This window comes from Vibrio sp. dhg (assembly GCF_003443775.1).
Lineage (GTDB): Bacteria > Pseudomonadota > Gammaproteobacteria > Enterobacterales > Vibrionaceae > Vibrio > Vibrio natriegens.
The window spans coordinates 2,846,194-2,867,186 of record NZ_CP028943.1; the positions used below are offsets into that span (position 1 = coordinate 2,846,194).

Annotated in this window: 19 protein-coding genes; 14 read left to right on the forward strand and 5 right to left on the reverse strand. The window is 46.4% G+C overall.

The features are described from left to right. Positions 1-136 precede the first annotated feature (136 nt). From DBX26_RS13265 to mgtE, 11 genes are all read left to right on the forward strand, one after another. Positions 137-1,102: a calcium/sodium antiporter gene (locus tag DBX26_RS13265; protein ID WP_014233074.1), complete on the forward strand. Its 966-nt coding sequence runs from the start codon at positions 137-139 to the stop codon at positions 1,100-1,102. A 39-nt stretch (positions 1,103-1,141) separates the two neighbouring features. Next, positions 1,142-2,113 carry an arabinose-5-phosphate isomerase KdsD gene (gene kdsD, locus DBX26_RS13270; RefSeq protein ID WP_014233075.1) on the forward strand — a complete coding sequence of 324 codons (972 nt, stop codon included), beginning with the start codon at positions 1,142-1,144 and terminating at the stop codon, positions 2,111-2,113. Positions 2,114-2,190: 77 nt separating this feature from the next. After that, complete coding sequence (lptC, locus tag DBX26_RS13275; RefSeq protein WP_014233076.1) at positions 2,191-2,754, forward strand: LPS export ABC transporter periplasmic protein LptC; 564 nt, start codon at positions 2,191-2,193, stop codon at positions 2,752-2,754. Then, positions 2,735-3,229, forward strand: a complete 495-nt coding sequence (lptA, locus tag DBX26_RS13280) for a lipopolysaccharide transport periplasmic protein LptA (RefSeq protein ID WP_014233077.1) — start codon at positions 2,735-2,737, stop codon at positions 3,227-3,229. Before lptC ends, lptA begins: the two co-directional genes overlap by 20 nt. A gap of 1 nt (position 3,230) precedes the next feature. Beyond that, positions 3,231-3,956 carry an LPS export ABC transporter ATP-binding protein gene (lptB, locus tag DBX26_RS13285; protein ID WP_014233078.1) on the forward strand — a complete coding sequence of 242 codons (726 nt, stop codon included), beginning with the start codon at positions 3,231-3,233 and terminating at the stop codon, positions 3,954-3,956. Between the two features lie 50 nt (positions 3,957-4,006). Beyond that, entirely contained in the window at positions 4,007-5,479 is a 1,473-nt protein-coding gene (locus tag DBX26_RS13290; RefSeq protein WP_020334488.1) for an RNA polymerase factor sigma-54, read from the forward strand. A 23-nt stretch (positions 5,480-5,502) separates the two neighbouring features. Further along, on the forward strand, positions 5,503-5,790 hold the full coding sequence (hpf, locus tag DBX26_RS13295; protein ID WP_014233080.1) for a ribosome hibernation promoting factor: 288 nt from the start codon (positions 5,503-5,505) through the stop codon (positions 5,788-5,790). Between the two features lie 2 nt (positions 5,791-5,792). After that, a complete protein-coding gene (gene ptsN / locus DBX26_RS13300; RefSeq protein WP_014233081.1) occupies positions 5,793-6,239 on the forward strand; it encodes a PTS IIA-like nitrogen regulatory protein PtsN in 447 nt (148 codons plus the stop codon). A gap of 15 nt (positions 6,240-6,254) precedes the next feature. Then, entirely contained in the window at positions 6,255-7,118 is an 864-nt protein-coding gene (rapZ, locus tag DBX26_RS13305; protein ID WP_014233082.1) for an RNase adapter RapZ, read from the forward strand. A 2-nt stretch (positions 7,119-7,120) separates the two neighbouring features. Beyond that, on the forward strand, positions 7,121-7,396 hold the full coding sequence (locus DBX26_RS13310; protein WP_014233083.1) for an HPr family phosphocarrier protein: 276 nt from the start codon (positions 7,121-7,123) through the stop codon (positions 7,394-7,396). A 244-nt stretch (positions 7,397-7,640) separates the two neighbouring features. Then, the gene (mgtE, locus tag DBX26_RS13315; protein WP_014233084.1) at positions 7,641-8,996 is read left to right on the forward strand and encodes a magnesium transporter; all 1,356 of its coding nucleotides are present in this window, start codon (positions 7,641-7,643) and stop codon (positions 8,994-8,996) included. A 78-nt stretch (positions 8,997-9,074) separates the two neighbouring features. Here the strand turns inward: mgtE and pmbA are convergent, their stop codons facing one another. Next, a complete protein-coding gene (gene pmbA, locus DBX26_RS13320) occupies positions 9,075-10,418 on the reverse strand; it encodes a metalloprotease PmbA (RefSeq protein WP_065297413.1) in 1,344 nt (447 codons plus the stop codon). A gap of 110 nt (positions 10,419-10,528) precedes the next feature. Here pmbA and yjgA point away from each other — a divergent pair, with 110 nt between their 5' ends. Then, positions 10,529-11,056, forward strand: a complete 528-nt coding sequence (yjgA, locus tag DBX26_RS13325) for a ribosome biogenesis factor YjgA (RefSeq protein ID WP_014233086.1) — start codon at positions 10,529-10,531, stop codon at positions 11,054-11,056. Positions 11,057-11,122: 66 nt separating this feature from the next. Here the strand turns inward: yjgA and DBX26_RS13330 are convergent, their stop codons facing one another. Continuing rightward, a complete protein-coding gene (locus DBX26_RS13330; protein WP_118119449.1) occupies positions 11,123-12,085 on the reverse strand; it encodes a D-2-hydroxyacid dehydrogenase in 963 nt (320 codons plus the stop codon). A gap of 32 nt (positions 12,086-12,117) precedes the next feature. Continuing rightward, on the reverse strand, positions 12,118-12,870 hold the full coding sequence (gene rluA / locus DBX26_RS13335) for a bifunctional tRNA pseudouridine(32) synthase/23S rRNA pseudouridine(746) synthase RluA (RefSeq protein ID WP_014233088.1): 753 nt from the start codon (positions 12,868-12,870) through the stop codon (positions 12,118-12,120). A gap of 392 nt (positions 12,871-13,262) precedes the next feature. Here rluA and DBX26_RS13340 point away from each other — a divergent pair, with 392 nt between their 5' ends. Beyond that, on the forward strand, positions 13,263-14,528 hold the full coding sequence (locus tag DBX26_RS13340; protein WP_065302916.1) for an NRAMP family divalent metal transporter: 1,266 nt from the start codon (positions 13,263-13,265) through the stop codon (positions 14,526-14,528). A gap of 88 nt (positions 14,529-14,616) precedes the next feature. Here DBX26_RS13340 and rapA read toward each other — a convergent pair whose 3' ends face one another. Then, positions 14,617-17,526, reverse strand: coding sequence for an RNA polymerase-associated protein RapA (gene rapA, locus DBX26_RS13345; RefSeq protein WP_014233090.1), 2,910 nt, complete (start codon positions 17,524-17,526; stop codon positions 14,617-14,619). Positions 17,527-18,093: 567 nt separating this feature from the next. On the opposite strand from rapA, the gene DBX26_RS13350 reads away from it, so the two are divergent. Further along, entirely contained in the window at positions 18,094-19,470 is a 1,377-nt protein-coding gene (locus DBX26_RS13350) for a PhoH family protein (RefSeq protein WP_014233091.1), read from the forward strand. Between the two features lie 73 nt (positions 19,471-19,543). Here the strand turns inward: DBX26_RS13350 and tldD are convergent, their stop codons facing one another. Further along, on the reverse strand, positions 19,544-20,989 hold the full coding sequence (tldD, locus tag DBX26_RS13355) for a metalloprotease TldD (protein WP_020334495.1): 1,446 nt from the start codon (positions 20,987-20,989) through the stop codon (positions 19,544-19,546). Positions 20,990-20,993: the final 4 nt, after the last annotated feature.

The following is a 20,993-nucleotide window of genomic DNA, read 5'->3' on the forward strand; positions in this document are numbered from 1 at the left end:
GTGATTAGATGAGAGAAAATTAAACACAATTTCGTTACTAACCTTTAATTTATTCGTTGTTTATCTTCCATTTTCCGCTGCAAAAGGTCAAAATTAGCGGTTACTCATCACTCTCATTTAATAGTTAGGAATTATCATGCTCGAAGCCGTAGCGTTGCTTATCGTCGGTCTTGTTTTACTTGTCTGGAGTGCAGATAAACTTGTTTTTGGTTCTGCAGCCATAGCCCGCAACGTTGGCATTTCACCTCTTGTGATTGGTATGACAATCCTGGCTATGGGCTCCTCAGCCCCTGAAATGATGGTTTCTGCTACCGCAGCCCTGGATGGAAAGACCGACACCGCCGTTGGTAACGTTCTGGGTTCTAACATTGCGAATATTGCATTAATTCTGGGGATCACGGCGCTGATTAAGCCCCTTTCGATCAGTTCTGGAGTTATTCGTCGTGAACTACCTTTGATGATAGCAGTCACATTACTTGCCGGTGTAATTCTTTGGAATAACCACCTCGGCTTTTACGAAGGTGCCCTTCTGTTTGTGCTGTTTGGTGCATTTTTATTTGTGATGTTGCAGATCAGCCGCAAAGAGCAAAAATCGGGGGACGCATTCCTCGATGATCAGGAATCGGAAATCCCTGAAGGTGTAAGCAACTCAAAAGCCGCAATCTGGGTAGTACTTGGTTTAGTATTACTGCCTGTGTCAGCGAACATTTTGGTGGATAACGCGGTTATCATTGCTAAGCATTTTGGTATGAGCGATCTCGTGATCGGCTTAACCATTATCGCTATTGGTACCAGTCTGCCAGAACTTGCCGCTTCTCTTGCTGGGGTACTCAAAGGTGAAGACGACATGGCAGTGGGTAACATCATTGGCTCGAATGTATTCAATATTCTCGCGGTAATGGGCATCCCTGGCATCATCAATCCATCCATGCTAAGTGAGTACGCAATGGGTCGTGACTTCTGGGTCATGCTGGGCGTTTCGCTATTGCTAGTTGCCATGTGTTTGGGAAGATCTCGCAGCATTAACCGTGTGGAAGGTGCCGTTCTTTTTGTTTGCTTCATTGGCTACCAAGTTTACCTGTTCGCGAACATGACCGCTTAACCACCTTATCTTTTCGTAGACATAAATTGGAGCTCTGATATGTCCCGTCAATTTGATTTTCGCGCTGCTGCAAAGCAAGTTCTTGATATTGAAGTTGCCGCTCTGCAAGAGCTGGATAAATACTTTGATGACCAATTTGAACAAGCTTGCGAAATGATACTTTCCAATAGCGGAAAAGTGGTCATCATGGGCATGGGCAAATCAGGCCACATTGGAAATAAAATTGCGGCGACGCTTGCAAGTACAGGGACTTCGGCGTTTTTTGTTCATCCGGGTGAAGCTTCGCATGGTGACTTAGGTATGATCAGCGCCGGAGACATTGTGATTGCCATTTCAAACTCTGGTGAATCTCATGAGATCCTGTCTCTGTTCCCGGTATTGAAACGCTTGAACATCAAGATCATCAGCATGACGGGCAAGCCAGAATCGAACATGGCGCAACTTTCAGATTTGCACTTGCAGATCACGGTACCACAAGAAGCCTGCCCTCTTGGTTTGGCACCAACCAGCAGTACGACAGCAACGTTAGTCATGGGCGATGCCTTGGCGGTTGCGCTGCTTCAGGCTCGTGGATTCTCCGCTGAAGACTTTGCACTGTCACACCCTGGTGGCGCACTAGGAAGAAAACTGCTGCTTAAGTTGTCTGATATTATGCATTTTGGAAATGCGCTGCCGAAAGTCTCTCCTGATTCACTGATTCGCGACGCACTTCTGGAGATTTCTGAAAAAGGACTGGGGATGACCGCCATTGTCGATGAGCACGATGCTATGCTTGGTATATTCACTGATGGCGACTTACGCAGAACTTTAGATAAGCGTATTGATATTCATACAACCGCCATTGGCGAGGTGATGACACAAAGCCCAACAACTGCGCATCCGGACATGCTTGCAGTTGAAGGTCTCAACCTTATGCAAAGCAAAAATATCAATGCGCTGATTTTATGTAATAACGGTAAAGTGGTCGGTGCACTTAATATGCATGATTTACTAAAAGCGGGTGTGATGTAAACTCATCACAACCACTTATTACACAGATTAAGGCAATAGTCAGGGACGTACTGAGCTAGAAGATAGGCCTCTAATTTATGAGTTTTACTCGCCTTATTTATTTGCTCTTGATATTCGTTATTGCATGGTGTGCTTATTATATAGTGACACCAAAAAGCACAGATACGATTCAAGTCGCACCAGATTCGGAACTGCCCATGTTCAGTGGTACTGGACTGGAAAATATCACCTATGGTGAAAATGGTGTTCGCAGTTACATCATTCGCTCCTCCAACTTAGATTATTATGCTAAGAGTGGAGAAACTATATTTAACAACCCGACATTAATGGTTTACCGTGAAGGTAGTGTCGTTGAGTGGAAGGTGACAGCTACAAGAGCTGTGTTAGATGAAAACCAAACGCTGACCTTATATGACAAAGTATTAATGCAGAACCTATTAGAAGGGGCAAGCTTTGATACCATGGCAACGGATAAGCTGGTGATTAACCTAACCAATCGTGATTTTAAAGCTGACCAACAAGTGATGTTGGTTGGACCACAATTTGAAACTACAGGAGGCGCAATGCAAGGAAACTTGAAACAGCATACTGCGACTCTGACAGATAACGTTCAAGGTCGATATGAAACCGTTACACCTTAGCCTACTAGCACTGGTTTTGGCGGCGCCTCATGCGCTGGCACTTAAGTCGGATACTCAACAGCCGGTTTACATAAACTCTGACACCCAACAGGTGGACATGAAGAGTAACCAGGTAATTTTCAGTGGTGATGTATCTCTTAAGCAAGGTAGCATCAATATCGATGCTGATAAGATCGTAGTCACTCGCGATCCTAAAACAGAAACGATTAATCAAATTCAGGCATTTGGCCAGCCAGCGACGTTCTCACAATTGATGGACGACGGTAAAACATTGAGTGGTCAGGCGACCGAGCTGGATTATCGTATATCGACTGACGAATTAACCATGAAAGGTCACGCCCAGCTAGCCCAAGACGGTAACACCATAAAAGGCTCAACCATCCGTTACCAAATCGGTCAACAAAAACTGGTGGCAGACAGCTCTGAAAACGAGCGTGTCACGACTATTTTGCAACCTAATCAGCTAGAGAAATAATATGGCGGTACTGAGTGCGAAAAACCTGGCGAAAAGCTACAAAAAACGCAAGGTGGTTACCGATGTCAGCTTAGAAGTGGAATCAGGTCAGATTGTTGGTCTACTGGGTCCTAACGGTGCAGGTAAAACGACATCCTTCTACATGATTGTCGGATTAGTGCCTCGTGATGAAGGTGTCATCACCATCGATAACCAAGACATCAGCATCTTGCCAATGCACAGTCGTTCGCGTCTTGGTATTGGCTACCTTCCTCAGGAAGCATCTATTTTTCGTAAGCTGTCAGTTGAAGACAACATTATGGCCGTTCTGGAAACTCGTCAGGAAATGACCAGAGAAGAACGCCAGGATAAACTGGAAGATTTGTTGGAAGAATTCCACATACAGCACATCCGAGCCAGCGCAGGCATGGCACTATCGGGTGGTGAACGTCGTAGGGTTGAAATTGCACGAGCTTTAGCGGCAAATCCTCAGTTTATTTTATTGGACGAACCTTTTGCTGGTGTGGACCCAATTTCAGTTGGTGACATCAAAAAAATTATTGAACACCTGCGCGACAGAGGCCTCGGTGTGCTTATCACCGACCATAACGTACGCGAAACACTAGACGTATGTGAAAAAGCCTATATCGTAAGTCAAGGACACCTAATTGCATCGGGAACTCCGGATGAAGTTCTCAACAATGAACAGGTGAAACAAGTTTATCTCGGTGAACAATTCCGTCTATGATTATATTAGGAACGGTAAGATTCTGAGCATTACAAGGTAAGTAACACTGAATGAAACCTTCATTACAATTAAAGCTAGGTCAGCAGTTAGCCATGACACCTCAGCTGCAACAAGCGATCCGTTTATTGCAGTTGTCGACCCTCGACCTTCAACAAGAAATTCAGGAAGCATTGGATTCAAACCCATTATTGGAAGTTGAAGATGGCCAAGATGAGCCTCTAGCTAACGGTGAAGATAAATCAGAGCTGGATGCATCTGAAAATAGCACCAGCGCTAACGAACCTACAGAAATTGACGTTCCAGACAGTTCCGATGTAATTGAGAAATCTGAAATCAGTTCAGAACTTGAAATCGACACCACTTGGGATGATGTTTACAGTGCAAACACTGGCAGTACAGGGCTCGCTCTGGATGACGATATGCCGGTGTATCAAGGTGAAACGACTGAGTCACTGTACGACTACCTGATGTGGCAGTTGGATTTAACCCCGTTTAGTGAAACCGACCGCACCATCGCAATGGCGATCATTGATGCCGTTGACGAATACGGCTACTTAACCCTCTCTCCAGAAGAGATTCATGAAAGCTTCGATAACGAAGATATTGAACTTGATGAAGTAGAAGCGGTACGTAAACGCATTCAACAGTTCGATCCTCTTGGCGTGGCATCGCGAAATCTACAAGAGTGTCTGCTACTTCAATTAGCGACCTTCCCTGAAGATACGCCGTGGCTTGAAGAAGCCAGAATGATTCTGACCGATCACATTGATCATCTTGGTAATCGCGATTACAAACTGGTTATCAAAGAAACCAAACTAAAAGAAGCGGATCTGCGTGAAGTTCTCAAACTCATTCAGCAGCTGGACCCTCGCCCGGGGAGCCGCATCACTCCAGATGACACCGAATACGTTATTCCTGACGTGTCCGTATTTAAAGATAATGGGAAATGGATGGTCTCCATTAACCCAGATAGCATTCCAAAACTAAAAGTAAATCAACAGTACGCCCAGCTCGGAAAAGGCAATAGTGCAGATAGCCAGTACATTCGTAGCAATTTGCAAGAGGCAAAGTGGTTAATTAAGAGCTTAGAGAGTAGAAACGAGACGCTACTCAAAGTTGCAAGATGTATTGTTGAACATCAGCAAGATTTCTTCGAGTATGGTGAAGAAGCCATGAAGCCGATGGTATTAAATGATGTAGCCTTGGCGGTCGATATGCATGAGTCCACGATTTCTCGTGTTACAACACAAAAATTCATGCATACGCCACGTGGTATTTTTGAATTGAAGTACTTCTTCTCCAGCCATGTTAGTACAGATAATGGTGGAGAATGTTCGTCAACGGCAATTCGTGCACTCATTAAGAAACTGGTCGCGGCAGAGAATACTGCAAAACCACTTAGTGACAGTAAGATTGCCGCTCTTCTGGCTGACCAAGGGATTCAGGTCGCGAGACGTACGATAGCAAAATATCGAGAATCCTTGGGTATCGCCCCTTCAAGTCAGCGTAAACGCCTACTTTAGGCACTAACTGAAAAGGAAAGTCTATGCAAATCAATATTCAAGGCCATCACGTTGATCTTACCGATTCAATGCAAGACTATGTTCAAACTAAGTTTCAGAAGCTCGAAAGATTCTTCGACCATATAAATCAGGTCCACGTTGTACTAAAAGTTGAAAAATTAACTCAAATCGCGGAAGCTACGCTCCACGTAAATCAAGGTGAAATCCACGCGTCAGCTGATGACGAAAATATGTATGCCGCGATAGATTCGCTGGTAGATAAACTGGTTCGCCAACTTAACAAGCACAAAGAAAAACTACACAGTCATTAATCATGCAACTGAGCGAAATACTGTCATTGGACTGCACGAAAAGTGCAGTCCACTGTACAAGTAAAAAACGAGCCCTTGAAATGATCAGCCGCATCGTCGCCGATCATACGGGTCAAGATTCTACCGAACTGTTCGAGTGCATGCTCAACAGAGAGAAAATGGGCAGTACTGGTATCGGAAACGGTATTGCAATCCCGCACGCAAGAATGCAATCAAGCGATAAAGCCGTTGCTGTGCTTCTCCAATGTGATGAAGCGATTGAATTTGATGCGATCGATAATCGTCCTGTCGATTTACTTTTTGCACTCCTTGTACCAGAAGAACAGTGCAAAGAGCATCTCAAGACTCTATCCTCTATGGCAGAGCGTCTGAGCGACAAGCAAGTACTCAAGTTGTTGCGCAATGCTCAAAGTGATCAAGAACTTTACGACATCATGATTCACCAATAAGCAGGACAACTAACCATGCGACTAATCGTTGTAAGCGGGCATTCCGGTGCGGGCAAGAGTATTGCGCTGCGTGTACTGGAAGACTTAGGTTACTACTGCGTTGATAACTTGCCAGTCAATTTGCTTGACGCATTTGTTCAGTCCGTTGCCGATAGCAAACAGAACGTTGCGGTGAGTATCGACATCCGCAACATTCCTAAAAAGCTCAAAGAATTCACAGGGACACTGGAAAAACTCAAACAAGAGTTAGACGTGACCATGCTCTTCTTAGATGCCGATAAGGAAACGCTGCTTAAACGCTACAGTGAAACCCGTCGTATCCATCCCCTGTCACTTGGCAATGAATCGCTCTCGCTTGATCAAGCTATTGAACGAGAAAAAGAGATTTTGAGGCCACTTAAAACTCATGCGGATTTGGTACTTAACAGTAGTGGACAGTCGCTGCATGAGTTGAGTGAGACGGTTCGCATGCGAGTTGTGGCGCGCGAAAGTAAAGGGCTGGTGATGGTATTTGAATCTTTTGGGTTCAAATATGGCCTGCCTTCCGATGCCGATTATGTCTTTGATGTGCGATTTTTACCTAACCCACACTGGGAACCGGGACTACGCCCATATACAGGTTTAGATGCCCCGATCGCCGCGTTTTTAGAACAGCATCAATCTGTCCTCGATCTAAAGCATCAAATTGAAAGCTTTATTGAGAATTGGCTCCCACTGTTAGAAAAGAATAATCGCAGCTACCTCACTGTTGCCATAGGTTGTACTGGTGGTAAACACCGCTCGGTGTACCTGACACAGCAAATCGGTGAGTACTTCGCGAAGAAGGGACACAAAGTGCAGATTCGTCATACCTCACTAGAAAAAAATGCTAAGGAGTAACGGTGGAATTAAGTCGCAAAGTATTGATCCAAAACCGTCTCGGCCTTCACGCGCGTGCCGCAGTAAAGCTAGTGGAACTGGCACAAAGTTTTGAAGCCGTCATCACCATTGATAACGAAGAAGATATCACCGCGACAGCTGATAGTGTGATGGGACTTCTTATGCTTGAGTCGGCTCAAGGTCAATACGTCACGATTCATGCCGCTGGCGACCAAGCAGAACAAGCGCTGGATGCGGTGTGTCTGCTCATTGAAGATAAGTTTGAAGAAGGTGAGTAACGCACTCACCTTTTATCTAATGTAATCAACAACTTCAAACCAAACCTTTCCAACTCCATTATCCTGAAGTAAGCAAACAACTTTGTGTTTGTCTTCAGTTTCAGTCATATCTCCTTCCGTTCTTTTACTGAGTTGCTTTCTTTTAGCAAATAATTTTGTTTAGTTTCACAAGTTGTTATTAAAAGGCGCCTAGAATTAAGTTATTATTCAACGCATTGTAAACATCAGGAATTGGGAGGAACGAATGGCAGAGCAAATAGAATTCGACCAAGCTCACCAAGCCCTCCAAGAAGTCACAGAAGCGTTGGAAAACGGACGCTTCGTCCATGTTCGCCGTCAACTCCAGGACATGGAACCTGAGGATATCGCTCACCTTTTAGAAGCGGCGCCACGTAAAAGCCGTGACGTGCTTTGGCAACTGACCGACCCTGAAGACTACGGTGAGATTCTTGACGAACTCAACGAAGACGTCAAAGACAACCTTGTATCCAAAATGGCCCCTGAAGCGCTTGCTGAAGCAACAGAAGGCATGGATACCGATGACGTTGCTTACGTACTGCGTAGTTTGCCAGATGACCTCTCACGCGAAGTCCTATCCCAAATGGACTCAGCAGATCGTCTTCGCGTAGAAACGGCCCTTTCCTACCCCGAAGATACCGCTGGTGGTCTAATGAACACCGACGTTATCACTATTCGTGGTGACGTCGACGTCGATGTAGTCTTACGCTATCTACGCATGAAAGGCGAACTGCCAGAAGCAACAGATGCATTGTATGTCATTGATGAAGAGAGCAAACTGATTGGTGAACTGCCAATCACAATGCTAATCACGACCCAGCCTGACGTCAAAATTATCGACATTATGGAAGACGCGGATGAAGCAATCACGGTGGATACCAGTGATTCTGATGTCGCGAGCCTGTTTGAACGTCGTAATTGGGTGTCGGCTCCGGTCGTGGATGAAAACCAACATCTCGTTGGCCGTATTACAATCGATGACGTGGTTGACGTTATTCGTGAAGACGCTGAACACTCGATGATGAGTATGGCGGGTATGGACGATGATGAAGATACCTTTGCACCTGTCGTAAAATCTGCGCGCAAACGCAGTATTTGGTTGGGTGCCAATGTTCTCGCTGCACTAGCGGCGGCCTCGGTTTCTAACATGTTTGAAGCGACTCTGGACCAAATGGCGGCGATTGCGGTCTTGATGACCATCGTACCATCTATGGGTGGGGTTGCTGGTAACCAGACAGTAGCACTTGTCATTCGTGGCCTTGCCCTTGGTCATATCGGTGACGCAAACAAGCGAGAGCTGTTGATGAAAGAAGCGGCCATCGGTTTGCTTAACGGCATCATGTGGGCGCTGATCATCGGTGGTATTGTCGTGGCCTGGAAAGGCAACTGGATGCTAGGTGGCATTATCTCTGCAGCCATGCTGACCAATTTACTCGTTGCTGGTATTGCCGGGGTGAGCATTCCAATTCTGCTTAAAAAGATGAACATCGATCCGGCTCTGGCTGGTGGTATGGCGCTGACAACCGTCACGGATGTCATTGGCCTGTCGGTGTTCCTCGGGCTCGCAACCATCATGATCTAAAGTTGCCTCTAACGAATAATAAAAAAGCCTGATGTTAAGTTAACATCAGGCTTTTTGGTATTTGAATCAGGCTTAAACTTACTCGCCAGCGACCTTCATAGTATCCAGTAAGATAGAGCCAGTCTGAATCTGAGAACGTGTTTCCACATCACTGCCAACGGCAACAATCTTGTTGAACATATCTTTTAAATTACCTGCAATGGTAATTTCAGACACTGGGTACTGAATTACACCGTTTTCGACCCAGAAACCAGCCGCACCACGCGAGTAATCGCCCGTGACGACATTCACACCTTGTCCCATCACTTCAGTAACAAGAAGGCCAGTACCAAGCTCTTTAAGCATTTGCTCAAAGTTCTGTCCTGTCGATTTCACGTACCAGTTATGAATACCACCAGCATGGCCAGTTGGGTCCATTTTCATTTTACGCGCCGCATAACTGGTCAATAGATACGTAGCCAGTACACCATCGGTGATAATTTCACGATCTTGTGTGTAGACACCTTCACTGTCAAACGGGCTAGATGCCAATCCGCGTAATACGTGCGGACGCTCTGACACATTAAACCACTCTGGCAGAATTTGCTTACCAAGATGATCGAGAAGGAAGGATGATTGACGGTAGAGGTTGCCGCCACTTATCGCCATAACCAAATGCCCAATCAAGCCTGTCGCAACATCTGCAGCAAACATGATCGGGTATTGTCCCGTTTTGAGTCTCTGTGCATCCAAACGGTTAACGGTGTTTTCAGCGGCTTTACGTCCTACCGTTTCAGGCGTCCAAAGGTCATCACGATGACGAGCAACCGTGTAGCTGTAGTCACGCTCCATTTCACCGTTCTTACCTACGCCAATCACACAACAGCTGGTGCTGTGACGACTCGAAGCGTAGCTTGCCAAAAGCCCGTGACTGTTGCCGTAGACCTTCACGCCATAGTGGCTATCGTAGCTCGCGCCGTCACTTTGTTTGATTGCGCTATCGTAGCTAAGCGCTTCTTTTTCTGCCGCGATCGCCACTTCTGCTGCGTAATCCGGGTCTGGAGAATCTGGGTGGAACAGATCCAAATCTGGAATCGAGTCAACCATGTACTCTTTTGCTGCTGGCCCTGCGAACGGGTCTTCGGATGTGTAATGAGCAATATCCAGCGCCGCGATAACCGTTTGTTCAATCGCAGCCTCACTCAGATCGGACGTAGACGCACTGCCCTTACGCTGACCTCGGTAAACGGTAATGCCAAGTGCACCATCGCTGTTGAATTCGACATTTTCTACGTCCCCCATGCGGGTAGAAACACTTAAACCAGTGCTTTTAGTAATTGCGACTTCTGCGGCATCAGACTTAGTCGATGCAAGCTTTAACGCTCTTGCGACTGCCTGTTCTAGCTCGGTACGTTGCTCAGCAACCTGCTGTTTAATATCCATTGTCTTTCACATCTTGTATTTGATGTTCAATAGAATAACAAGAATTTCGCTTTCTCCCCACGATTCTTGTTAAAATAGTCATAATATTAATCAAAACACAGGCAACTGAAATGGCACGTAAGAATCAAAAAGCGCCATGGGAACCAGAAGAAGAGATCATCTGGGTAAGTAAATCCGAGATGAAGCGAGACATGGAAGAACTGCAAAAGCTAGGCGAAGAGCTTGTCGGCCTAAAGCCTTCAGTTCTCGAAAAGTTTCCATTGAGCGAAGACCTGAGAGAAGCAATTGCGGATGCACAACGCTTTAAAAACGAAGCGCGTCGTCGCCAATTGCAACGTATCGGTAAACTGATGCGTTATGAAGATCCAGAGCCAATCCAGGCAGCACTGGATAAAATTCGTAACAAGCACTCTCAATTAACGGCAGTCTTCCACAAGCTGGAAGCATTGCGTGATCGTGTAGTGGAAGAAGGCGATAAAGCCATTGATGACGTAGTGGAGCTGTACCCAGAAGCCGATCGTCAACGTCTACGTCAACTGGCTCGCCAGGCAGCGAAAGAGAAAAAAGCCGGTAAACCTGCGAAAGCGTACCGCGAAATTTTCCAAATCCTTAAAGGCCTTAACGAAGAAGAATACTAATTCTTTCAAAAATAAGCCCGAAAAAAGCAGACGACTTCGTCTGCTTTTTTATTGAGAAAATGGTGCTCACACTACGCGGTTTACGCTTTCTCCGCGTTCAAATGCATTAATATTTTCAATTAAGATGTCAGCTAAGCGCTGAATAGAAGAGTCACTGCCCCATGCAACATGAGGGGTCAGCAGCAAGTTTGGCATTGCCATGTTTGCGATCAAAGGATTGCTTTCATCAGCCGGCTCTTGAGTAAAGACATCAAAACCCGCCGCCGAAATTTCACCACTTTGTAATGCATCCACCGTCGCCTGTTCGTCAACCAAACCACCGCGGCCGGTATTAATCAGGATAGCCGTGGGCTTCATTTGCTTTAACTCCGCGTCGGCAATGAGATTACGCGTGTGTTCACTCAATGGGCAATGCAGTGTAATTGCATCCGATTGCTTGAGAACGTCTTCAAACGGTACATAGCCTTGTCGGCATTCAGCTGCACCTTTTCGTTCAGCAAACAATACTTTCATTCCTAAAGCTTGTGCTAATTTTGCTGTAGCCTGCCCTAGCGCACCACTACCGATAATGCCTAATGTGCTTCCACTAATATCGCCAATAGGGTGAGTAAAAAAGCAAAACTGCTTGTTGCGTTGCCACTCGCCTGCTGCGATATCTTGATGGTAACCGAAGAGGTTGCGGCGTAGCGCGAACAACATAGCAATCACGTGTTCCGGAACGGTTTGGATCGCATAGCCTTGAACATTCGCAACAGCAATATTATGCGCTGAGCAGTAATCCACATCGACGTTATTAAAACCCGTCGCGGCAACCGCCACCATTCGTAGCTTAGGTAACTGAGTCAGCACTTGCTGATCAAGAATGACTTTATTGCTGATGACAATATCGGCATCAGCAAGTCGTTCAACAACTTGATCTGGGGAAGTAAGACCATACTCAACCCACTCATGCTCAAAGCTAGGGCGTGGGACTTGAATATGGTCAGGGATCGTAGCTCGATCAAGAAAGACGACTTTTGGCAGTAACATAACGGCTCCTTGTTCACTGCCTTAGAATAAGTTTATGGACGTGGCAGTGTTTTGTAATCTGGTAATTTACGCTCTGGGTCGAAATAGTCAAAGATCATCTCTTCCGCTTCCGGATAAAAATCACACGGAACAAAAATACTGCGTAACCAATGGGTTTTTGGATGGTAAAAGCTCAACTCCGCTGCGTGTAACTCTAAGCGTTCTGAGAATGCTTTAGCCTCGTCCATTGCATAGAACTCATCGCCCACAATAGGATGCCCCAAAGCTTGCATATGCACGCGTAGTTGATGAGAGCGCCCGGTAATAGGCAATAGACGCACGATCGTCGTCTTAACACCATTTTCGTGCTCTTCGAGTTTCGCAACTTGGAAAAGTGTTTTGGATGGTTTGCCATCTTCAAAGCAGACTTTTTGCAGCGGACGGTTCGGCCAGTCACAGATCAATGGAAGATCAATCTCACCTTCTTGCTGAGCGATATGCCCCCACACTCTTGCATAGTAGATTTTGTGCGTTAAGCGAAACTGAAATTGTTTCTTCAAGGCACTCTCTGCTCGCTTGTTTTTCGCTAACACCATCAAGCCTGAAGTCGACATATCTAAGCGATGTACGACCTGAATATCTGGGTACTGCTCTTGCAGGCGGCTCCACATACTATCGTGATGCTCGGCAAGACGCCCCGGAACGGATAATAAGCCAGAAGGCTTATTCACAGCCAAAATTTGTTCGTCTTCAAAAACGATGTCAATCCAAGGGTCGGTTGGTGGCGTGTATTCAAGCATTGCCATTGGCAGAGTCTCAAGAAATTAAAAACGCCGCGATTATAACGAGGCCTTGTCAAAAAGACATTTTATTTGAAATTAAAAACCCCACAAATCAAAAGGCATTGTAATGTCAACAAGGGGGCGAAAAACAAAAAATATCGGGATGTAAAATTAGTTTGACAAGGTAAGCAATAAGTTTATAGAGTGCTAGAGAAAGCCTGCTATTCCTGATGCTTCATATCCTTGAAGCCTCACTATTAGACATACAAAAAAATAAATACATTCAGGTTCAAACACATCATTTTTAAACATTACCGTGCGCTTAACGCCATTACTTCTCAGATATAGCGAAATAATGCTGTGAGGTGCTCCCCAAGGCTCGCTTGGGAACAAATAAAATAACAAGGACACGAAGCATGGACTCCGCCGTAACACCACCACCCCAATCAAAAATATCCTTATTCTTTCGCTCGCTAGGCCCAGGGATCCTTATGGCTTCTGCGGCCGTCGGTGGCTCTCACCTGGTTGCATCGACAAAAGCCGGTGCTATCTATGGCTGGCAGCTCGCTGCGCTAATTCTGCTGGTAAACTTTTTTAAGTACCCATTTTTCCGCGCAGGCGTGCAATACACCATGGGCACAGGTAAAACACTGGTTGAAGGCTACGCGGAAATGGGCCGCCCTTACCTCTGGGCATTTTTATTCTTAAGCGCCGTTTCCGCCGTGATTAATACCGCAGCCTTGTTAATGTTCAGTGCGAGCCTGCTGGGCTATTTCATTCCATTTTCGTTATCCATGGCTTCGCTGAGCATCATTGTGATCGCGACGTGTCTGATCATTCTTTTTGCTGGACACTACAAAGCGCTCGATACGCTATCTAAAGTCATCATGTCGGTATTGACCATTGCAACTCTGCTTGCGGTTGCGATTGCGTTTGGTAATCCGGTAGAACAAGTTGCGAATTTTGAATCACCATCAGTGTGGTCCATTGCTGCAATTGGCTTTATTGTTGTGACGATGGGCTGGATGCCGGCTCCTATCGAGATTTCGTGTTTAACCTCTGCATGGTTAAAGCGTCAGTCCAGCGAGCAAGAAGTGACGCCTCGCTCGGCTCTGTTCGACTTTAACGTCGGCTACATTGGTACAGCGATTCTTGCGATTGTCTTTTTATCGTTGGGCTCACTGATGTTGCATGGCTCAGGTGTTGAGCTGAAAAGTTCTGGCGTCGGTTTCTCTCACCAGCTTGTGGGATTATATGCCTCAACGATCGGTGAGTGGTCTCGTTACCTAATCGCGGTCATTGCATTCTTCTGTATCTTCGGTAGTACGATCACTGTCATTGATGGCTACTCACGCGTGATTTCGGACTCGCAACGTCTGTTACGTTCGCAGCCAGACACAAATCCGAAAGCAACCTCAGCTATCATGCTAGTGGTCTCTTTGCTAGCGCTGGGTATTGTGACCTTCTGGGCTTCGGCACTACTACCAATGTTGAACTTTGCAATGATTCTGGCGTTCATGACCACACCGTTCTTTGCGCTATTAAACTACATTCTTGTGAGTAAAACTGACTTGCCTAAAGCATTGGCAGTTGGACCTAAACTGAAGTGGTTGTCGATTGTAGGTTTGATTTATCTGTTCGGCTTCCTGGCGGTGTTTGTCTGGTGGAAGTGGCTAATGTAATTAGCTTCAAAGTCTCTAAAACGTAAGCAGATAAAAAGAAAAAGGCCTTCAATAGAAGGCCTTTGTTATTTGGTTTAAATACGGATTATTAGTTGTGGCTGACAACAATCAAACGTAATGAGTCCAGCTGAACCTGAGCTTGATTAATGTAGCCTGTCAGCTCTTTAATCTGTGCATCAATCGTTTCAATTTCTTCGTCACGAATGTTCGGGTTGACTGCTTTCAGTGCCTGCAAACGCTCAAGCTCTGCGTTCAAACTATGCTGCATATCTTGCTGAGCCTGCTTGCGCACTTCTTCGACTTTCTGCTCAACCAGTCCATCACCTGCTTCAATCAAACGGTGCACATCTTTTTGTACCGACGTCACCAGCTTACTGCCAAGATGACGGTTTACCGGGCTCAGCTGACGGTTGAAGCTTTCAAACTCAACTTGCGCAGATAAGTCATTACCGCGCGCATCCATCATTAGGCGAATTGGTGTTTTTGGCAGGAAGCGAGCAATTCCGCTGCGTTTCGGAGCTTGAGCATCCACAGCGTAAATCAATTCAAGCAGAATCGTACCAACTGGCAGTGCTTTATTCTTCAGTAAAGACACCGCAGACGTACCCACGCCTTCACTCATCAGAAGATCGATACCACCCTGGATCATCGGGTGTTCCCAGCTGATAAAGTGCATATCTTCACGCGACAGCGCAGTTTCACGATCAAACGTAATGGTCGCACCTTCATAAGGCAGGCCCGGGTAGCTCGGTACCATCATGTGTTCAGATGGCGTCACAACCAATGCGTTTTCGCCTTTGTCATCCTGGTTCAGGCCAATCGTATCGAACAGTGACAAAGCAAAAGTCACCAGATTGGTATCACCATCCGTTGAAGAAATTTTTTCAACGATTTGCTGCGCTTTTTCACCGCCGTTAGAGTGCATTTCTAGCAGACGATCACGACCTTGCTCCAATTGAGATTTCAGCTGTTTGTTCATTTTCGCTGATTCTTCAATAATGTCGTCCAGTTCACTGGTGTCACCAGATGCCAGTATCTCAATCAGAGCATCCGAGTATTTATCGTAAACCGCACGACCAGTCGGACAGGTTTCAGCAAACGCATTCAAACCTTCGTCGAACCAACGAGCCAAAATCGCTTGTGACGTGCCTTTCAGGTAAGGAACGTGAATGTCGATGTCGCGGTTTTGACCGATACGGTCCAAACGACCAATACGCTGTTCAAGCAAATCTGGGTTGAACGGCAGATCAAACATCACCAACTGGTTAGCGAACTGGAAGTTACGACCTTCTGAGCCAATTTCACTACAGATAAGAACCTGAGCGCCACCCTCTTCCTGAGCAAAGTAAGCGGCGGCTTTGTCACGCTCTAGAATTGACATGCCTTCGTGGAACACGGTCGCACGGATGCCTTCACGTTCACGCAACGCCTGCTCTAACTGCAAAGCGGTACTTGCACGAGATGCGATAACCAGGATCTTCTCACTGCGTTTTTCTGTTACTTTTTCCAGTAACCAGTTCACACGTGAGTCAAATTGCCACCAGCTTGATTCGTCACCTTCAAACTCCTGGAAGATCTCTTCCGGATAAAGGTTTTTCATCGCACGAGCTTCAGAACTCATCTTGCCGCCGATCATGCCAGCGACACGCATTGAGGTTGTGTATTGCTGTGGGATATCCATTGGCATCAAGTGCACATTACGCGCAGGGAAACCTTTGATTGCCGCACGTGTGTTTCGGAACAAAACACGACCTGTACCGTGGCGATCCATCAGGTTGTCGATCAATTCCTGACGAGCTGACGCTTTGTCCTCTTCATCGCTGTTGCTTTCAATAATTCGGAAAAGCGGCTCAACATCCTGCTCAGACAACAGTTCAGTGATTTGGTTTTTAGCGTCGTTAGGCAGTTTTTCACCAGTAAACAGTGAAGTAATCGCATCAGCAACTGGTGCGTATTGCTCTTCTTCCTCAACAAACGCTTCGTAATCGTAGAAACGATCAGGGTCAAGCAGGCGCAGACGAGCAAAGTGACTCTCACGACCTAATTGCTCAGGTGTTGCGGTCAGTAGCAATACGCCTGGTGTACGTTCAGCCAAACCTTCAACGACTTGGTATTCACGACTTGGTTTGTCCTGGCTCCACTCTAGGTGATGCGCTTCATCGACAACCAGTAGATCCCACTCGCCTTCCAGAGCTTGCTCAAAGCGCTTACGGCTCTTGCGTAGGAAATCCAGTGAACACAATACGTATTGCTGAGTATCAAATGGGTTTTCTGCATCCGCGAAGGCTTCAATACAACGCTCTTCATCAAAGATTGAAAAATGCAGATTGAAACGACGCATCATCTCTACCAGCCATTGGTGTTGCAGTGTTTCAGGCACCACAATCAAAATACGCTCAGCGCGACCCGACAAGACTTGCTGGTGAATGATCATACCCGCTTCGATGGTTTTACCCAGACCAACTTCATCGGCCAGGAGTACACGAGGCGCGTGACGGCGACCGACTTCATGCGCAATGTAAAGCTGATGGGGAATCAGACCAGCACGCATACCGCAAAGACCACGCATTGGGCTCTTATGTTGTTCAAACTGATTGGTGAGTGCACGGTAACGCAGAACGAAGTTGTCCATACGATCGATTTGACCTGCGTACAACTTATCTTGAGGTTTGTTGAAGCGAATTTGGTTGCTGAGGAAAATTTCGCGCAGTACGACTGCGGTTTCCTGAGTGTCTTCACGGGTACCGAAGTAAGTGTACAGACCTTCATCTTCCAGCACTTCTTCGACCTTCAGAGACCAACCTTCCTGGCAATCGATAACATCACCAACGTTAAACGTCACTCGGGTAACAGGTGCATCATTGCGTGCGTAAACTCGGTTTTCCTCTGATGCTGAAAACATCAACGTCACAGTACGAGCATCCATCGCAACTACCGTACCCAAACCTAAATCGCTTTCCGTATCACTAATCCAGCGCTGCCCCAAAGCAAATGTCATGAATTGACTACCTCGTTATTAATTCTTGATTCGTATTTCTTGTCGGTCTACTCATGCCCTCAGGCATGGATAATAGTTTAGATCTGATTCTGGCTTCTGCTACGCCGATCGCACTTGTCATGCCACTTTGGGCTGAGCAATATTCAGTCAGCTCAACATGATAAATTGCTCATAGCCTATGCGCAGAAAAAGGCCGCTAATATTACTTTAAGCTGTGATTTAGGTCACGCCGAAACCGCACTAACAGGGAACTTTTTTTCCCAAATCGTAAGTGCAATCAAATTGTAAAAAAACCATGTCAATTATTACATTGCTGCAAGCAAATATTACGTATACTTTTGATTAGGAGCGTTTAAATTTATTGCATATACCATTGGCATACAGTTTAAGCGCATAGGTACACGATTAGGATCAACACGGGTTTGCATAAGTTGTCTTGCTACTCAGTTGCACACTAACCGACGATAGCCCGACAACCTCTATTGCAAGCAATCAGAGTTAAGTCAGTTCACCTTTAAAGTGACTTAACAACTCGCAAGCACAGCCGCACTTAGGCAAGGAGACGCTATGGGCGATACCGATCGGAAACTTTTTGTACTTGATACCAATATTCTTCTTCACGAGCCCTTCGCTATATTCTCTTTCAAAGAACACGATGTCGTCATACCTATGACCGTTTTGGAAGAACTCGACCGAATTAAAGACAGCAAACGCGATGTTGCACGAGATGCTCGTGTTGCGATTCGCGCTTTGGAAGACATGTTTAAAGATGCTACGCCAGATGAGATTTCAGAAGGCATTCCAGTATCAAAAGACAATCCAGATCAAGGAGCTATTTCCATTTTGGCGGACTTCGAATTGCAGGAAACCGTCAAAGCCTTCGCCGACAAAGCTGGTGACAACCGCATCCTCAACGCGGTGCTTTATCTGCAAAACAAACGAGCACCACGTGAAGTGGTGTTAGTAACAAAAGACATCAACATGCGTCTTCGCGCCAAAGGAGCTGGCGTACGTTTTGTTGAAGACTACCGAACCGACCAACTGATTGACGATGTTCAATACCTCACCAAAGGCTTTCAGCAACGTGAAGGCGATTTCTGGAGTGGCATTGATGAAGTCGAAAGCTACGCTCTGGGCGGAAAAACCTACCACAAGCTCAGCCGTGAGCCTTTTGATCCAACATTCATAAACCAATATGTGATTGATGAAGACAGCGACTTTGCGGGCCGCGTTGAAACCATCAATGAAGACAAACTCACCCTACTCGATCTTAGTCGCGAACGTATGATGCATCGCCGAGTCTGGGATATTACGCCGAAGAACATTTACCAAGCGATGGCATTAGATGCACTCGTCGATCCGGACATCGATTTGGTGATCCTGACAGGTGCCGCGGGTAGTGGTAAAACCCTGCTAGCCATGGCGGCAGCCCTTGAACAAACTATCGAGAAAAAGATGTTCGATAAGATCATCGTAACCCGTAACACGCCAGATATCGGCGAATCGATCGGGTTCCTGCCAGGCTCGGAAGAGGAAAAAATGATGCCATGGTTGGCTGCGGTGACCGATACGTTGGAAGCGCTGCATAAGCACGACCATTGCACAGAAGGATCTCTGAAATACATTTGCGATAAAGCCAACATTCAGTTCAAATCGATAAACTTTATGCGAGGCCGTTCGATTCAAAATGCGTTCGTACTTCTTGATGAATGCCAAAACTTAACCGCTTCACAAATCAAAACCATCATCACCCGTTGTGGTGAAGGCACCAAAATCGTCTGTTCCGGTAACCTGGCCCAGATTGATTCCCATTACCTAACACCAGTCACATCTGGTTTGACTTACATGGTTGAACGCTTCAAGAACTTTGAAGGCAGTGCGAACATTCACCTTAACGGTGTGGTACGTAGCCGTCTGGCAGAGTTTGCGGAAGAAAACCTATAGGCTTAAATTCTCTTTTACTCAAAACAAAAGAGCGCTCCAATGAGCGCTCTTTTTATGATTTGTAGCGTTAGCGTTACTCAGTACCGCCAACCGTCAGTGAGTCCAGCTTCAACGTTGGCTGACCTACGCCAACAGGAACACTTTGCCCTGCTTTACCACACACACCGACGCCTTTGTCGATGCTCAGATCGTTACCAACCATCGAGACTTGCTGCATGGCTTCTATACCAGAGCCAATCAGTGTCGCCCCTTTCACCGGACGCGTGATTTTACCGTTTTCAATCAAATACGCTTCAGACGCAGAGAAGACAAACTTACCTGAGGTAATATCGACCTGACCGCCACCAAAGTTTGGCGCATACAGACCTTTTTCCACTGTTGAGATGATCTCTTCCGGTGTGTGTTCACCCGGCAGCATGTAAGTATTAGTCATGCGCGGCATCGGCAAGTGCGCGTAAGACTCACGGCGGCCGTTACCGGTTGGGTTAACACCCATTAGGCGCGCGTTAAGCTTATCTTGCATGTAGCCTTTCAATACGCCATTTTCGATGAGTGTATTGTACTGGCCATTGACGCCTTCATCGTCGACGTTCAAAGAGCCGCGCAGATCTTTCAGTGTGCCATCGTCCACAATGGTACAAAGCGAAGACGTCACCTGCTGACCCATTTTACCCGAGAAAACCGACGACTCTTTACGGTTAAAGTCACCTTCTAAGCCGTGGCCTACCGCTTCATGCAGCAATACGCCCGGCCAGCCAGAGCCAAGTACCACAGGCATCATGCCAGCTGGCGCCGCTTCAGCTTCTAAGTTAACCAACGCCATGCGAATCGCTTCGTCGGCATAGTGGAAGGCTTGCTTCACGCCGTCCGTTTCAGAAAGGAAAAAGTCGTAACCAAAACGACCGCCACCGCCTGCACTACCACGCTCGCGGCGTTCCCCTTTCTGGGCTAATACGCTGATAGACAAACGCACTAACGGGCGAATATCACCTGCGTAAGTCCCGTCTGTTGCGGCCACTAACATTTGTTCATGTACGCCACTGATGCTGATAGAGACTTCTTTGATCAACGGCTCTTTAGTACGGATGTAAGCATCAAGCGATTTCAGCAGTTCGGTTTTTTGCTGTTTTTCCCAACCTGCCAGAGGGTTAACCGCTTCATAATAAGCTTGGTTATCCGTGCGTTTAAAGGCCTGTACCTTACCATTTTGACCTTGCTGGGCAATTCCTCGCGCCGCGATAGCACTTTGTTTAAGACCGTCCAGATTAATTTGGTCGGAGTATGCGAAGCCGGTTTTTTCACCGGTTACAGCACGAACACCGACACCACAATCAATATTAAAAGAGCCATCTTTGATGATGCTGTCTTCTAGAACCAGAGACTCATGCCAGCTGGACTGAAAGTAAATGTCCGCATAATCGATCTGACGTGTCGCAATGCTGGCGAGTGTGTCAGCAATGTCTTGTTCTGTCAGACCATTTGGGGCGATGAGTGCCTGTTCTATTTGGTTTGTGCTCATAGTT